16 protein-coding genes are annotated in these 13,766 nt (G+C 70.7%); 7 read left to right on the top strand and 9 right to left on the bottom strand.

What is annotated here, in order from left to right:
* Positions 1–7 precede the first annotated feature (7 nt).
* From hslO to GRI75_RS00185, 3 genes are read left to right on the top strand one after another with little or no spacing between them, the layout of a single operon-like run.
* Positions 8–913 carry an Hsp33 family molecular chaperone HslO gene (hslO, locus tag GRI75_RS00195; RefSeq protein WP_160744935.1) on the top strand — a complete coding sequence of 302 codons (906 nt, stop codon included), beginning with the start codon at positions 8–10 and terminating at the stop codon, positions 911–913.
* A gap of 55 nt (positions 914–968) precedes the next feature.
* Positions 969–1,688, top strand: coding sequence for a 7-cyano-7-deazaguanine synthase QueC (queC, locus tag GRI75_RS00190; protein WP_160744934.1), 720 nt, complete (start codon positions 969–971; stop codon positions 1,686–1,688).
* Positions 1,688–3,229: a spinster family MFS transporter gene (locus GRI75_RS00185; RefSeq protein ID WP_160744933.1), complete on the top strand. Its 1,542-nt coding sequence runs from the start codon at positions 1,688–1,690 to the stop codon at positions 3,227–3,229. The genes queC and GRI75_RS00185 overlap by 1 nt, the downstream gene beginning before the upstream one ends.
* Here GRI75_RS00185 and GRI75_RS00180 read toward each other — a convergent pair.
* From GRI75_RS00180 to GRI75_RS00140, 9 genes are all read right to left on the bottom strand, one after another.
* Positions 3,216–3,746: a superoxide dismutase family protein gene (locus GRI75_RS00180; RefSeq protein ID WP_160744932.1), complete on the bottom strand. Its 531-nt coding sequence runs from the start codon at positions 3,744–3,746 to the stop codon at positions 3,216–3,218. The genes GRI75_RS00185 and GRI75_RS00180 overlap by 14 nt on opposite strands.
* Positions 3,747–3,806: 60 nt before the next feature.
* Positions 3,807–4,265 (bottom strand): DUF2793 domain-containing protein, encoded by a 459-nt coding sequence (locus GRI75_RS00175; protein WP_160744931.1) that lies wholly within the window; start codon positions 4,263–4,265, stop codon positions 3,807–3,809.
* A 19-nt stretch (positions 4,266–4,284) separates the two neighbouring features.
* Entirely contained in the window at positions 4,285–6,468 is a 2,184-nt protein-coding gene (locus tag GRI75_RS00170; RefSeq protein WP_160744930.1) for a GTA baseplate fiber-binding domain-containing protein, read from the bottom strand.
* 412 nt (positions 6,469–6,880) lie between these two features.
* A complete protein-coding gene (locus tag GRI75_RS00165) occupies positions 6,881–7,285 on the bottom strand; it encodes an NlpC/P60 family protein (RefSeq protein WP_160744929.1) in 405 nt (134 codons plus the stop codon).
* Positions 7,282–7,482, bottom strand: coding sequence for an HK97 family phage prohead protease (locus GRI75_RS14795; RefSeq protein ID WP_407925125.1), 201 nt, complete (start codon positions 7,480–7,482; stop codon positions 7,282–7,284). Before GRI75_RS14795 ends, GRI75_RS00165 begins: the two co-directional genes overlap by 4 nt.
* A gap of 56 nt (positions 7,483–7,538) precedes the next feature.
* Positions 7,539–7,847 (bottom strand): DUF6127 family protein, encoded by a 309-nt coding sequence (locus tag GRI75_RS00155; RefSeq protein WP_160744928.1) that lies wholly within the window; start codon positions 7,845–7,847, stop codon positions 7,539–7,541.
* Positions 7,844–9,004: a phage portal protein gene (locus tag GRI75_RS00150; RefSeq protein WP_160744927.1), complete on the bottom strand. Its 1,161-nt coding sequence runs from the start codon at positions 9,002–9,004 to the stop codon at positions 7,844–7,846. The genes GRI75_RS00155 and GRI75_RS00150 overlap by 4 nt, the downstream gene beginning before the upstream one ends.
* A gap of 220 nt (positions 9,005–9,224) precedes the next feature.
* Positions 9,225–10,550: a DNA-packaging protein gene (locus tag GRI75_RS00145; protein ID WP_160744926.1), complete on the bottom strand. Its 1,326-nt coding sequence runs from the start codon at positions 10,548–10,550 to the stop codon at positions 9,225–9,227.
* Positions 10,540–11,025, bottom strand: a complete 486-nt coding sequence (locus GRI75_RS00140; RefSeq protein WP_160744925.1) for a hypothetical protein — start codon at positions 11,023–11,025, stop codon at positions 10,540–10,542. The genes GRI75_RS00145 and GRI75_RS00140 overlap by 11 nt, the downstream gene beginning before the upstream one ends.
* A 486-nt stretch (positions 11,026–11,511) precedes the next feature.
* Between GRI75_RS00140 and GRI75_RS00135 the strand changes: the two genes are divergently transcribed.
* From GRI75_RS00135 to GRI75_RS00120, 4 genes are all read left to right on the top strand, one after another.
* Positions 11,512–12,153: a YqaA family protein gene (locus tag GRI75_RS00135; protein ID WP_160744924.1), complete on the top strand. Its 642-nt coding sequence runs from the start codon at positions 11,512–11,514 to the stop codon at positions 12,151–12,153.
* Between the two features lie 273 nt (positions 12,154–12,426).
* Positions 12,427–12,756 carry an ArsR/SmtB family transcription factor gene (locus GRI75_RS00130; RefSeq protein ID WP_160744923.1) on the top strand — a complete coding sequence of 110 codons (330 nt, stop codon included), beginning with the start codon at positions 12,427–12,429 and terminating at the stop codon, positions 12,754–12,756.
* Entirely contained in the window at positions 12,753–13,223 is a 471-nt protein-coding gene (locus GRI75_RS00125; protein ID WP_160744922.1) for an ArsI/CadI family heavy metal resistance metalloenzyme, read from the top strand. The genes GRI75_RS00130 and GRI75_RS00125 overlap by 4 nt, the downstream gene beginning before the upstream one ends.
* Positions 13,224–13,228: 5 nt before the next feature.
* Positions 13,229–13,732 (top strand): arsenate reductase ArsC, encoded by a 504-nt coding sequence (locus GRI75_RS00120; RefSeq protein ID WP_160744921.1) that lies wholly within the window; start codon positions 13,229–13,231, stop codon positions 13,730–13,732.
* Positions 13,733–13,766: the final 34 nt, after the last annotated feature.

Here is a 13,766-nt window from a genome sequence, read left to right as displayed (position 1 = left end):
GCGGGCAATGACCAAGGAAATCGACAGCGGAGCCGAAACCGGCTTCGACCGCCTGCTGCAGTTCACCCTGCCCGATCGCAACGCTCGCGGCCGCGTCGTGCGGCTCGGCCCCGTGCTGGACGAGATCCTCGGCGCGCACGACTATCCGCCCGCGCTCAAGCACTTGCTGGGCGAGGCGCTGGTGCTCACCGCGCTGATGGGCTCGCTGCTGAAGGACGAAGGCAGTCAGCTCACGATGCAGGCGCAGTCGGAAGACGGTATCGTCAGCCTGCTGGTCTGCGACTTCCGCGCCGGCGAGCTGCGCGGCTACGCCCGTCACGACAGCGAACGTTTCGCCGGGCTCGGCGCCAACCCCTCGCTCGAAGTGCTGTTCGGCGGCGGCTACCTGGCGATCACGTTCGATCTCGCGGTGACCGGAGAGCGCTACCAGGGCATCGTGCCGCTGGAAGGTGCGTCACTGTCCGAAGCCGTCGAGCGCTACTTCGCGCAAAGCGAGCAGGTGCCGACGCTCATCCGCAGCGGCATCAGGGCAGCGCACGGCGGCTGCGTTGCCGGCGGGCTGCTGGTCCAGCACTTGCCGGATGGCGAGGAAGGCCGCGAACGGCTCCACGCGCAGATGGACCACCCGGAGTGGGAGCATGTCGCCGCACTCGCGGGCAGCACCCGCCATGACGAGCTTGTCGATCCCGAGCTGAGCCTCGAAGCGCTCGTCTGGCGGCTGTTCCACGAAGAGCGCGAGGTGCGCGTGCTGCCGGGCGCTGCGCTCGCCCGCGGCTGCCGCTGTTCCGTCGGCCATTTCGAGGAAGTGCTCGCCCGCTTCCCGAAGGACGACCGCAGGGAAATGCGCGACGACACCGGCGTGATCCGCGTCGACTGCGCCTTCTGCTCGCGCGAGTTCCTGATCGAGGATTGAGCCCAGCCCGCGTGTGGGGCTTGCGGCGGATGCCCGCGCGGCTTAGCCCCTGCGCATGGCCGAGCAATCGACGACAGCGGGGAATGGGCGCAGCGCAGTCGTGCTGCTTTCGGGCGGTCTCGATTCGATGGTCAGCGCCGCCCTGGCGCGGGAAGCAGGCTTTGCGGTCCATGCGCTGACGATCGACTACAACCAGCGCCACCGGCGGGAACTGCAGTCCGCCGATCTCATCGCCGAAAAGCTCGGCGCGGCGCGGCACATCGTCCTCCCGCTCGATCTCAGCCGCTTCGGCGGCTCCGCGCTCACCGCCGACATCGCGGTTCCGAAGGGCGGGGTAGGGGGCGACATCCCGATCACTTACGTGCCCGCGCGCAACCTGATCTTCCTGTCGCTGACCGTTGGCTTCGCCGAAGCATCCGGCGCGTCCGACATCTTCATCGGCGTCAACGCGCTCGATTATTCCGGCTACCCCGATTGCCGGCCCGAATTCATCGCCAGCTTTCAGGAAACGGCCCGGCTCGCGACCAAGGCCGGCGTCGAAGGCACGCCCTTCACGATCCACGCCCCGCTGCAGCACATGGGCAAGGCAGACATCGCCCGTGAAGCCGCGCGGCTCGGGCTCGATCCGGCGTGGAGCTGGTCCTGCTACGATCCAACGGACGACGACCTCGCCTGCGGCCTCTGCGACAGCTGCCGCCTGCGCCTGAAGGGCTTCGCCGATGCCGGCCTGGAAGACACTCTCGCTTACGCAGCACGGCCCGACGAACAGCCCTGATGGCGCAAGGCGAAGCTTCCGATCAGGTCCGCGCCCCGGCCTATAGCTGGTACGCCCTCGGCGTCCTCTCGATCGTCTACCTGCTCAACTTCGTCGACCGGCAGATCCTCTCGATCCTGGCCAACGACATCAAGGCGGACCTCGGGCTCGACGACGCCCAGCTCGGCTTCCTCTACGGCACCGCCTTCGCGATCTTCTACGCCCTGTTCGGCATCCCGCTCGGCCGCCTGGCCGACACCTGGAACCGCACCCGCCTGCTCGCCATCGGCCTGGCGCTGTGGTCCGGCATGACCGCGCTCAGCGGCTTCGCGAAGAGCGGTACGACGCTGGCCGTCGCCCGCATCGGGGTCGGGGTGGGGGAGGCGACTTCGGCCCCCTGTTCCTATTCGCTGATCTCGGACTGGTTTCCGCCCCGGATGCGCGGAACCGCGCTGGGGATTTACTCGGCCGGGCTGTTCGTCGGCAGCGGGGTATCGCTGGTGATCGGCGGCGCCATCGTCGAAGCCTGGAACGCAGCCTACCCGCAGGACGCGCCGCTCGGCCTCGCCGGCTGGCAGGCCGCCTTCCTCGCTGTCGGTCTGCCCGGCATAGCCATGGCCTTCTGGGTCGCCTCGCTGCGGGAGCCCGCACGCGGCGTACTCGACGGCATCCCCACTCCGCCTGCCGAGCGCCCGTTCGCCGAATTCTTCGCCCAGCTCGGTCAACTGATCCCGCCGTTCACCCTGGTGACCTCTGCGCGGCGCGGGCGGGGCGCCCTTGCGGCGAACCTCGCCGCTGCCGCCGTCATCGCGCTCGCCGCCTGGGCTCTGTCCCGGCTGACCGGAAACCGCGAACAGTTCTGGTTCCTCGCGGTGGGCTTCTACGCGGTGTTCAGCTGGGCCAGCGGACTCAGGACCCGCGACCGGGCGACCTTCTCGATGACCTGGCGCTCGACGGCGTTCATGGCCGTTGTCCTCGCCTACGGGATGATCTGCTTCGTCGGCTATTCCGTCAGCTACTGGGCGGCGCCTTATGCCGAACGGACTTTCGCCCTCGGCAAGGCCGAGCTCGGCCTGCTGATCGGCGCGCCCAACGCGGTCGGCGGCTTCCTCGGGGTGATCCTCGGCGGCCGCCTGGCCGACTTCCTCCACGAACGCCACCACGGCGGCCGGGCGCTGGTGCTGGTCATTGCGCTGCTCGGCGCGGTCCCGGCGATCCTGGTCGGCTACCTGGCGGAGAGCATGACCGTGTTCCTGGTCTGCAACTTCCTGGTCCAGCTCGCCACGTCCTCGGCGCTCGGCGCGGCGGCCGCCGCCAGCCAGTCGCTGGTCCTCCCGCGCATGCGCGGCGTGGCCACGGCTATCTTCTTCCTCGGCACGACCCTGCTTGGCCTCGCGCTCGGCCCGTTCACCGCCGGCTTCGTCTCCGAAGCGACGGGGAACTTGGCCTACGGGGTCATCGCGACCCTGGCGGTCGTCCCGATCGGGCTCGCCGCCATCGCCGTCGCCGTGCGCCTCATGCCGGGGAAGCTGGCCGAACTGAAAGCGCTCAGCTCCGCGTGAGCACCCCGCACGCGATGCGCTTGCCGGAATTGCCCGAAGGATCGGTCCGGTTGTCGTCGGCGCTCTCGTGAACCACGATCGCGGTCCCGTCGGTGTCGAAGATCGCCGCCAGCGCTTCCGCGCGGGGCAGGGCCAGCGTGGCGCTCACGGTGCCCGCGCCGTTCGCCCCGATGGTCACGTTCGGCAAGTCGCCGAGGTGCGCCCCTTGCGGGTTCGCGGCGCCATGTTGCCGCCCGCCCGGATTGAGATGCCCGCCGGCGGACTCGAAGCCCGGCGCATCGCACTTTCCGGTCGTGTGCAGGTGAATGCCGTGCGTGCCCGGGGTCAGGCCCGCGAGTCCCACGGAAATGCTCAGGCTCGTCCCGCTCGCCAGCAATTGCGCCGTGCCCGCCGGCACGCCGGTGCTCGCGCGGAGCGTCGCCGATCCGGCGCGCTCGGTCGGTAGCTGCTCCAGCGTCTGGCAGCCCGCCAGCGCGAGGCTGAAAAGTCCCAGGGCGGCGATGCGGACGTTCGGCATTGGCTTGCTCCTTGGTTTGTCGTCAGCCCAACGAAACAGCAAAGCGATCGGTCCCGCAAGTCAGCTTGGCGGCAGAACGCCCGCATCCTGCAGCGCCGAGATCAGCTCCGCGATCGCCGCCCGCGCTTCGGCGTCGGTCACGACACCGCCGCTCGGAGCGGCAGGGGCGGCAGGGCGCTGCCACCCGCCCCGATAGAGCAGCACCTGCCCGGTCGCCCGGTCGAACAGCCGCATCCCGTCCAGCGGCTCTACGAACAACCAGTTCCCGCTCTGCCGCGCGGCGATCCTGCCGTCCTCGCCGGCCCAATCTCCGGTCGCACCGCTCCCCACGATCCATGTCTCGCCGTCCGCCGGTTCCGCCGGAGGCGCGGTGGCCTCGCCCTCGCAAGCCGCATGGAGCAGGGCGTCGCACAGCGCGTGCGCCTCGTTGACGCTGAACTCCTTCTGCGCCTGCCCCGCGAACAGCAGGGGCAGCGAGAAGCGCGGCGTGGCGGAAGGGAAGCTGATCGGATCGGTCATTGTTCGGTCCTCCTCGGTGTCATGCGATGATCGCCAGCAGCAGCGGCGGCGAAAGCGCGGCGGTGCCGACCTGGCGGACCCACAGCGGCTGCCCGGCATGGGCCGCGCGGATCGAAGCCCACGCCGCCGCCCCGATCTCCAGCCGAGGCACGGCCGGCTCCCAGCGCAGCACCGGCGCATCGCTGGCGCCAATCCCTACGAGATAGGCCTCGGCCTGCTCGTTCAGCGGAACCTCGACGCCGTCCTGCCACAGCCACGCCCCGCGCGCCCGGCGCCGCCAGGTCAGCAAGAGGCCCCCGTCGGCCTGTGCCGCGGCCTTCCCATGCACCGGAGCCAGCGGGCGCCGGGTCGAGCCGGCATGCTCCAGCGGCGCGGTTACCGGCTCCGGATCGGCCAGGCCGATCGCGGCGATAGCGGCCGCGCCCTCGCTCAGCTTCGCCGGATCGAGCGCGACCGGCCTATCGTCCAGCAGCACGAAGCCGCTGCCCGGCGCATGCCCCTGCAGCGCGATCGGCTCCGTGCCGCCCCGTCCGCGCAGCAGCCCGCTCAGCCGCCAGCGCGCCCCGGTGACCCGCTCGGCCCCCGCGAACTGCAGCACCTCTCCTCCGACGAGCGCCCTGTTCGCGCCGCCGGCAATCTCCGCCAGCGTGGCTGGGTCGAGCACGAAGTCGGCCGATGCGAGATCGACTTCCAGTTCCGCCCGCCAGTCGAACAGCAGCCCGGCCGAAGAGGGCAGTCCCGTCACCGTCTCGCCGACAACGCTGCGCTGCTGCCCGCTCGGCCCGAGCGGCAGGAGCTGCGCGCCCTGCTGGACATAGAGCGCCGCGCCCCGCCAGCCCCGCGAGGCGGAGGACACCGCCGCGAAAGCCTGCGCAGTCACGCCAGTTCCGGAGCCGTCCCACGGCAACTCGTAAGCGGCCAGCACCGTCGGCGTAGCCAGGTCGTCGGCCGCCGGAAGCGCCTCGCCGGGATCGGCCGCCGGCTGCCGTGCCGGCCCGCGCGGCAAGCGCCGCAGTTCCAGCTCGATTCCCTGCTCGCGCCATTCCCAGCTCTCGATCAGCCAGTTGCCGGTTCGGCCGGGAACCCGCACCACCGCGCCCGGCGCCAGCTCAGGATCGAGCTCCGCCGTGCGCCACGCTACGGTCTCACGCGACCACGCAGCCCGCGCCGCCGCCGCATTCGCCAGCGCCCGCGCATCGGCGGCGGCCAGCGCGCCGGGAAACTCGATCGCCCGGCTCCGCCCCGGCCGCGCCCGCCCGTCGGCCCGCTGCAGCCCCGGCTGGTAATCCCGCGCGACGTCGTAATAGCGCAGGCCGTCGGGGACCTCCGCCGCGTCGGCATGGCGCCGCCAGCTCTCCCCGCTCGCCGTCCCGAAGCTCTCGCCGTCCGCCGCCGCCGTCGCCTCGGGCAGGACCGGCACCGACCCCGGCACCCGGTCCGCCGCCCTGACCGAAAGGCTCGCACCCCCCGCGTCGCAGGCGAGTGGATAAAGCTCGCCGATCGCCGACAGCGTCAGCGACAGTGGCCCGCCTTCGTCGCTGAACCCCTGAAGCCCGGTGAGCGGGCGGTCGAGCTCGACCGGCTCGCCGAGCGGCTCGAGCACCGCCCCGATCGTCACCGGCTCCTCGTCGGCGATAATCTCGAACGTCAGCGTCGGAATGCGATTGCCGAAGTCCGCCAGCTCGAGCGATTCGAACACGCAATAGGCAAGCCCGCGAAAGGCCGGGCAGCCGGGCTCGGCGGAGGCGATCAACGGGTCCGGCTCCTGGTCCCCGTGGCCGCGATAAACCCGCAGCGTCCCGCCGGTCTTGAGGTCCCCGGCCGCGCCGCGCAGCAGGTTGCCGTCGGCCCAGATGCGGCCCACCCGCACGATCGGCCGGCTCGACAGGGCCACCGCGAACGACACCGAATAGCTGTAGCTGCTCGTCGAGGGCCGCCCTTTGCCCCCGCCGCTTTCCTCCCTGCGCTCGACCAGGTCCGTCGCCCAGACGATCGTCCCCGGCGCACGCACACGCCCATGATGGCGCGGAATGGCCGAGCCGTAGCTCGAGCTGCTGACCCCCAGCTCCTTCAGCCGCGGCCCCTCGCGCCCCCCGCCGCCGAGGACCGCGTGATCGATCCTGTTGCCGATCAGCGACCCCAGCGCGCCGCCGAGCGGCCCGCCGATCGCCGTCCCGATCGCGGTAAACACCAGTGTCGCCATGATGAGGCTCCCAAGACAGATATCCCAACCGCACCACCCCGTTCGTGGTGAGCCTGTCGAACCACGCTCCCGTCCTTCGACAAGCTCAGGACGAACGGTGATGCGGGGCGAACACTCCCGCGAAAGGCGATGCGGGGCAAACCCCACCGTTCGTGGTGAGCCTGACGAACCACGCACGCGCCCCGCTCCCGTCCTTCGACAAGCTCAGGACGAACGGTGGCAAAGGGCCAAACACGCCCGCGAACGGTGATCTGGGGCAAGCACCCTTTCCCGTTCGTGGTGAGCTTGTTCCCGTTCGTGGTGAGCTTGTTCCCGTTCGTGGTGAGCTTGTTCCCGTTCGTGGTGAGCTTGTCGAACCACGAGAAGCGCGGCCTTTCAAAGGCTCACCCCGCAGGGATCACCGCCGACGAAGTCACTCCAAACGCCAGTGGCGCTCGATGGGCCAGGGGCAGGGCGGGGGAGTGGCCACGACCCGGCCGAGCCCCGCATGGGCATGGATCAGCTTGCACCCCGTGCCGACGACCAGAAGATGCACCTGCCCCGGTCCGGCGCGAACCAGCAGGAGATCCCCCGCCTCCGCCGCTCCGCCAGCTTCCAAAAACCCCGCCAACACCGCACTGCCCAGCTGCGCGCCGAAGTCCCGCTGCCGCATCGAATAGGCCGGCACCGCCGGCACGGTCCGCCCCGCTGCCCGCAGCGCCGCCGCGACCAGCCCGACGCAGTCGAGCCCCGTCGCCGCATCGCGCCCGCGAAACCGGAACGGCGTTCCCACCAAGCCCTCCGCCGCCGCCGCGAAAGCCCGCGCTGCCTCGCTCATCGGCCGGTCGGGTAGCGGGTGAGAATGTCGGCGTCGTGCTGCCACAACAGCGGCAACGCGCCTCCCTCCGCCAGCGCCCGCGCGAACGCCCCCGGCCGGATCCTGTCGCCCGCGCCGTCCGCCACCCCGAACAGCGCCGCATATCCCGCGATGCGCAAGCTCCCCCCTTTCCGTTCGTGGTGAGCCTGTCGAACCACGACCGGCGCACCATCTCCTCCTTCGCCAGGCTCAGGACGAACGGACCTCAAAGCGCTCACTTCAGCAGCTCCGGCAGGTTTAGCCGCACGGCGATGCCGATTAGCAGCAGCGCGAACACCCCGCGCACCGTCCAGCCGACCGCCGCCTTCCACGCGCTCGCCTTGGCCGCGCGCCAGGCGCCGAGCAGCTCGCGCAGTTCGCCGAGGTCCTCCGGCGCGCCGTCGTCGGCCAGGCCGAGCCGGCTCAGCACCCGCTCGGCGCCGAGCTCGCTCGCCTCCTCGACGATCGCCCGCAGCGTCAGCAGCTCGCTGCCCTCGACCGCCGCCTGGGCGAGCAGCCCCGCCAGCATGTCGCTCCGGTTCATCGCCCGCCTCCCGCCGCCAGCCCGAGCATCGCCCGCTTCTCGTGCCCCTCGAGGAAATCCGCCGCCGAGACTTGCGCCCACAGTCGCTCGCGGTCTTCCGCCAGCGCCGGCACCCGGTCGAGGTCGACGGCGAGCTCGAGCCCCGGGAACCACGGCCGCAGCCCTTCGGCCAGGCCGGAGAGGATCTTCCCCGCCAGCGGCAGCAGCGTCAGCCGCCACAGCGCCCGGTTGGCCTCGCGGTAGTTCGAATAGGTATTGTCGCCCGGCAGCCCGAGCAGCATCGGCGGCACGCCGAAGGCCAGCGCAATGTCCCGCGCCGCCGCCGCCTTCAGCTCGGCGAAGTCCATGTCCGCCGGCGAAAGCGACAGGCTCTGCCATTTGAGCCCGCCCTCCAGCACCATCGGCCGCCCGGCATTGGCCCCGCCGGCATAGGCCTGCGCCAGCTCCGCCTGCAGCCGCTCGAACTGATCGGCGGTCATCCCGCCGCCGTCCCCGCCGTCGAACACCAGCGCGCCCGAAGGCCGCGCCGCGTTCTCCAGCAAGGACCGGTTCCACGCGCTCGCCGCGTTGTGGATCGCCACCGCCTGCTCCGCCGCCGCCAGGCACCCAGCGCCGTAATGGTCGTCCGCCGGATGCAGCCCTTTCAGGTGGATCAGCCCCGGCCAGCCGTCCTCGTCCTCCACCGGGATGGAAAGCTTGCGGTCGCCCACTTTGTACTCGTAAGCCGCCGGCCACCCGTCACCGTCCGGCACCACCGAGACCCGCTCCGGCCGCAGCGCGAACAGCTCCGCCGGTCCTGAGCTTGTCGAAGGGCCCGCGCCGTCGCGGGCGATCTGCACGAAGGCATTACCGTGCAGCAGCAGGTGCGCGGCCAGCGTCTCCAGCAGCGACTGCCCAGCGCTGGTCGCCCCGACCAGCCTCCGCACCCGTTCCCCGCAGTCGCACAGCGGCGCGCCGCCGATCCCCTCGGCCACGATCCGCACCGCCCGCTGCGCCACCGGGTTCGCCAGGAACGCATGCCGCACCGCACTGCGATAATCGAACGGCGCCCGCCCCCCGCCGCGCTCGAAAGCCCAGCTCCACGGAGAAACAAACCGCGCCAACGGCACCCGCGCCCCGCCCTTGAAGGCGGCCCGCAGCGTCGAGAGGAAAGACATCGTAATTTCCTTCATGCAAAGAAAATCCTCCCTGGGACGGGGAGGGGGACCATCCGCAGGATGGTGGAGGGGGCCCGCCGCCAGCGCAGCGCCAGCCGAAAACCCCCTCCGTCAGCCCTCCGGGCTGCCACCTCCCCTTCCAGGGGAGGATCCGATCTCACGCCCAAAGCCCCCTCCTCTTCAGAGGAGGGGGTTGGGGGTGGTGGAGGCACGCGCAACGTCAAAACCGCCAAACCCGCGGCGCCCGCCGCTGGCCCAGCATCAGCTCGCTCATCGCCCAGACCAGCGCATCCGCCCGGTCCGGCGAGCGCCCCGGTCCTTCGTACCCGCCGCCGGCCATCAGCCCGCAAAGCTGGTCCTCCAGCTCCGGGAACTGCCCGCAGTGCCGCACCTTGCCAGCCTCGTACAAAGCCGCGACCGGCTCCGCCCGCGCCGCTTTGCCGCGGCTGGCGTGGACCAGCTTCACCGGCAGGGCGATATCCGCGGCGCGCAGAACGCTGCGGACCATCTCGCCGCCCTGATTGGCCTCGGCGACGACGCGGTCGGCCCCCCACGCCCGCGCCGCCGCGGCGGCCGCGCGGGCCCAGCGCTCCGGCGTCGGCTTCCGCACCGAAGCATCGGCCAGCACCCGCCCAATCCCGTCCGCACCCAGTGCGCAGACCACGATCCCGCAGGCATCGCCCTCCGCCGAAGCCGGCGGATCGACCCCGACGACCACCCGCACCGCATCGGCCCGCGCGCTCTCCTCACGGCAGTCCTCCAGCAGCGCCCGGCTCCACAGCGCGCCCTCGATCTCCTCGATCAGCTCGCCGCCCAGTTCCTGCCGCGCGAGCAGGGAGCGGCCGAACTCGACGCTCACCGCCCGGCGGAAGCCCGCCGGCAAGTGCCCGTTGTCGACCGTGCGCCCGCGCGTCACCGCCAGCGCCTCGCCGGCCAGCAGCCGCCGCAACAGCGGCACCGGGCGAGGGGTCGTAGTGGCGACGATCCGCTGGTCCGCGCCCAGCCGCAGGCCGAGCAGCAGGTTGTCCCACGCCCGCAAGGCCCGTCGGTGGGCGCCGCTCCATTTGCCGATCTCGTCGCACCAGGCGTGGCTGTGCTGCGGCCCGCGCAGCGTCTCCGGCTCGTTCGCGCCATAGAGCAGGGCCTGTGCCCCGTTGGCGAAGCGCACCCGCCGCAGGCTCGGCTCGAATGCGGGCCGGCGGTGCGGCGGGCAGCAGGCGAGCAGCCCGCTTTCGCCTTCCACCATCACGCTGCGCGCCTCCTGCAGTGACGCCGCGACCAGGGCGATCCGCGCTTCGGGATCCTCATCGGCCACCGCCCGGACCCATTCGGCGCCCGCGCGCGTCTTGCCGAACCCGCGCCCGGCCATGACCAGCCAGGTGCGCCACTCGCCCGGCGGCGGCAGCTGCCCGGCATGGGCCGTGGTCGAGAAAGTATAGTCGTACTCGTCCCTCTCCGCCTGCTTCAGTCCGCGGACATGCGCGCCGATCTCGCTGCGGCTGGCCCGCCTGAGCCAGTCGCCCGGCTCCTTCCTTTTACTCGCCATGGCTGCCGCGGCCCTCCGCTTCCGCCTCCAGCTGCTCCGCTTCCTGGCGGGCGAGCACCCGCGCCTTGAGCGCGGCCACCTTGCGCTCGATCGAGGCGCGCACCTCTGCCGCCGTCACGTTCGCCCGCCCGGCACGCTCCTTCTCCACCGCCTCGCGGTGCACGCTCAGCAGGCGAAAGGCCGTCGCGTTATCGAACGTCCGCACCCCGGTCCGGGCGCTCGCCGCGCGCTTGATCTCGCCTTCGCGCAGGCGGCCGAGCAGCTCCATCTCGAGATTGTCGTAACCTTCGCACAGCGCCGACTGCCAGCGCCGGCGGAACTCCCCGCTCTTGCGCCGCGCGTCGTACACGGTCGACGTCGCCACTCCCGCCGCCTTCGCGGCACGCGCCACATTGGACGTCTCCGCCAGCGCCGCCAGGAACCGCCGCTGCCAATCACGCGCGCCGGTGCCGGCCTTCTTCCTCGGCTCGCTCATCGGACAACTCCATTCTGCTGGGAAGCGACGGCACCAACGGAAAAGGCGGCCCCTCAGGACCGCCCTCTTCGAATCACACCATCGCGATGTTCCTCTTCCCTAACCGAACAACGTCACGATGTCAAGAGAAAAGTACCAGATAGGTTCCCACTCCTCCTCCTCTTCAGAGGAGGGGGCCGGGGGGTGGTGGAGGCACAGAACCAAACTCGCGCGTAGTGGATCGATCCTCCCCGGGACGGGGAGGGGGACCATCCGCAGGATGGTGGAGGGGGCCCGCCACACGCGCAGCGCCTGCCGAGAACCCCCTCCGTCAGCCCTTCGGGCTGCCACCTCCCCGTACCGGGGAGGATTGGATCTCACGCAAAGGCGCGAAGAAGAATGCCGAAGCGGCTCGTCATCCCCAAAAGCCAGGACCACTATCGCCACGCGCTTGCCCCAAATCCCCCGCTCGCCTAGTGCGCCGCGAACCGCGACCGGGGGACCGCAATGCTGCGCACGCTCTACAACTGGACCCTTCAGAAAGCCGCGCACCCCCACGCGCAGTGGTGGCTGGCGCTGATCAGCTTCATCGAATCGAGCTTCTTCCCGATCCCCCCGCACCCGCTGCTCGGCCTGATGTGCCTGGCGGAACCGAAGAAGGCGATCCGCTTCGCCGTCATCTGCACCGCCGCCTCCGTCCTCGGCGGCCTGTTCGGCTACGCCATCGGATACTTCCTCTACGAAGCCGTCGGCGAATCGCTGCTCGCCTTCCTCGGCCTGACAGAGGCGTTCCCCAAGGCCGCCTGCTACTTGCGCGAATACGACGTCGAGGTGATCCTCATCGCCGGCGCCACCCCCGTGCCGTTCAAGCTGCTGACGATCACCGCCGGTTTCATCGAAATGGCCCTGGTCCCCTTCATCCTCGCCAGCATCGCCGGGCGCGGGCTGATCTTCATGACCGTCGGCGTGCTGTTCCGCCTGTTCGGCGCCCCGATCAAGCGCTTCATCGACAAGTACCTCGGCCCCCTCACCGCCCTGTTCGTGGTCCTCGTCGTCGGCGGCTTCCTCGCCGTCACCCAGATGGACCGCGGCAGCAGCCAGGAAGCCGCCGACAAGTGCGAGTCCGCGACGATGGCAACGATCGCCTGAGCCGCCGGCCCTCATCCAAGCTCCGCTAGCTCGCTACGCTCGCAAGCTCCGCTATCCTTCTCCCACCAGTGGGAGAAGGAAGACCCCCGCGACCGACCGCCCTTCTTCTCCCACTCGTGGGAGAAGGATACGAAGCCTTAGCCCCGCAGGGGCTTAGGCGAAGTTGGATGAGGGCCCGCAGACGAGGGCCCGCGGCACACACCCACCACCACATTTCGACAATCATCGAAATAACCCTTGACTCCACCCCCAAACATTTCGATAACTCTCGAAATGAAGTCAGCCGAAGCCATCCTCGCACTGTCCGCTCTCGCCCAGGAGCATCGCCTCGCCCTGTTCCGCCTGCTGATCCAGGCGGGGCCGGAAGGGATGCCGGCGGGGCGTATTGCCGAGGCACTCGGCGTGCCCAACTCCTCGTTGTCCCACCACCTCGCCCAGCTCGCCGAGTCGGGCCTGGTGCGGCAGCGGCGGGAAGGGCGCAGCCTGATCTACTCCGCGGACTATGCGGCGATGGACCGGCTGGTCGGCTTCCTGATGGAGAACTGCTGTGCCGGCGCCGCGTGCGACGCCCCCACGGCCAATGGCAAGGAGAACGAACGATGAAGCGTCTGCATGTCCATGTCGGGGTGAACGACCTCGACGCCTCGATCCGGTTCTATTCCACCCTGTTCGCCGCGCAGCCGACCGTCACCAAGACCGACTACGCCAAGTGGATGCTGGAGGATCCGCGGGTCAACTTCGCCATCTCCTCCGGCGACCACGCGGCCAAGGGCATCGAGCACCTCGGCATCCAGGTCGAAAGCGCCGAAGAGCTGGCCGAAGTCTACGGACGCCTCAAGGCCGCCGACCGCCCGGTGCTGGAGGAAGGCGCGACCACCTGCTGCTACGCCAAGTCCGCCAAAAGCTGGATCGCCGATCCGCAGGGCGTCGTGTGGGAAACCTTCCACACCACCGGCGAAGCGGTCGATTACGGGCAGGGCCCTGGCCTCGATCACCTCGTGTCGGAGACCGCCGCCAACGCCTGCTGCGCGCCGAGCCTGGCCCCCGCGCCGGTAAGCTGCTGCGGGTAACGGCGATGACCGGCCAGCCGCGCACCGTCCTGTTCCTCTGCACGGGCAACTCGGCGCGCTCGATCCTCGCGGAAGCGCTCCTCAACCACATGGGCGGGGGCCGCTTCCGCGCGGTCTCCGCCGGCAGCCAGCCGAAGGGCCAGCCACACCCGATGGCGCTCGAAGTCCTGCGCGCCGCCGGCCTGCCGGCGGAGGGCTTCCGCTCGAAAAGCTGGCACGAGTTCGCCGGCCCCGATGCCGAACCGATCGACCTGATCGTCACCGTCTGCGACAACGCCGCGGGGGAGAGCTGCCCGGTCTGGCCCGGCCGCCCCATCGCCGCGCACTGGGGCATCGAGGATCCGGCGGCGGTCGAAGGGGAGGGCCAGCGCGCCGCCTTCGAACGCGCCCTCGGCTACCTCCACAACCGCATCTCCCTCCTCCTCGCCCTCCCGGACGAAGGCATCGACGCCCTGGCCCTCAAGGCAATCGGCCAGTCCGAAGGCGCCAGCGAGGCGGCGCGGGCGTGATCGCTTCCTCGCAGCGACGAACCAGGAAACCCGA

It is taken from the genome of Croceibacterium soli, from assembly GCF_009828065.1.
GTDB classification, from domain to species: Bacteria; Pseudomonadota; Alphaproteobacteria; order Sphingomonadales; family Sphingomonadaceae; genus Croceibacterium_B; species Croceibacterium_B soli.
This window is presented reverse-complemented; position numbering and strand designations above follow the sequence as displayed.

Bases quoted from the DNA above. Each gene is read 5' to 3' on its own strand.
- hslO (WP_160744935.1), top strand. From the start codon at position 8: ATGACCAAGGAAATCGACAGCGGAGCCGAAACCGGCTTCGACCGCCTG.
- queC (WP_160744934.1), top strand. From the start codon at position 969: ATGGCCGAGCAATCGACGACAGCGGGGAATGGGCGCAGCGCAGTCGTG.
- GRI75_RS00185 (WP_160744933.1), top strand. From the start codon at position 1,688: ATGGCGCAAGGCGAAGCTTCCGATCAGGTCCGCGCCCCGGCCTATAGC.
- GRI75_RS00180 (WP_160744932.1), bottom strand. From the start codon at position 3,746: ATGCCGAACGTCCGCATCGCCGCCCTGGGACTTTTCAGCCTCGCGCTG.
- GRI75_RS00175 (WP_160744931.1), bottom strand. From the start codon at position 4,265: ATGACCGATCCGATCAGCTTCCCTTCCGCCACGCCGCGCTTCTCGCTG.
- GRI75_RS00170 (WP_160744930.1), bottom strand. From the start codon at position 6,468: ATGGCGACACTGGTGTTTACCGCGATCGGGACGGCGATCGGCGGGCCG.
- GRI75_RS00165 (WP_160744929.1), bottom strand. From the start codon at position 7,285: ATGAGCGAGGCAGCGCGGGCTTTCGCGGCGGCGGCGGAGGGCTTGGTG.
- GRI75_RS00155 (WP_160744928.1), bottom strand. From the start codon at position 7,847: ATGAACCGGAGCGACATGCTGGCGGGGCTGCTCGCCCAGGCGGCGGTC.
- GRI75_RS00150 (WP_160744927.1), bottom strand. From the start codon at position 9,004: ATGTCTTTCCTCTCGACGCTGCGGGCCGCCTTCAAGGGCGGGGCGCGG.
- GRI75_RS00145 (WP_160744926.1), bottom strand. From the start codon at position 10,550: ATGGCGAGTAAAAGGAAGGAGCCGGGCGACTGGCTCAGGCGGGCCAGC.
- GRI75_RS00140 (WP_160744925.1), bottom strand. From the start codon at position 11,025: ATGAGCGAGCCGAGGAAGAAGGCCGGCACCGGCGCGCGTGATTGGCAG.
- GRI75_RS00135 (WP_160744924.1), top strand. From the start codon at position 11,512: ATGCTGCGCACGCTCTACAACTGGACCCTTCAGAAAGCCGCGCACCCC.
- GRI75_RS00130 (WP_160744923.1), top strand. From the start codon at position 12,427: ATGAAGTCAGCCGAAGCCATCCTCGCACTGTCCGCTCTCGCCCAGGAG.
- GRI75_RS00125 (WP_160744922.1), top strand. From the start codon at position 12,753: ATGAAGCGTCTGCATGTCCATGTCGGGGTGAACGACCTCGACGCCTCG.
- GRI75_RS00120 (WP_160744921.1), top strand. From the start codon at position 13,229: ATGACCGGCCAGCCGCGCACCGTCCTGTTCCTCTGCACGGGCAACTCG.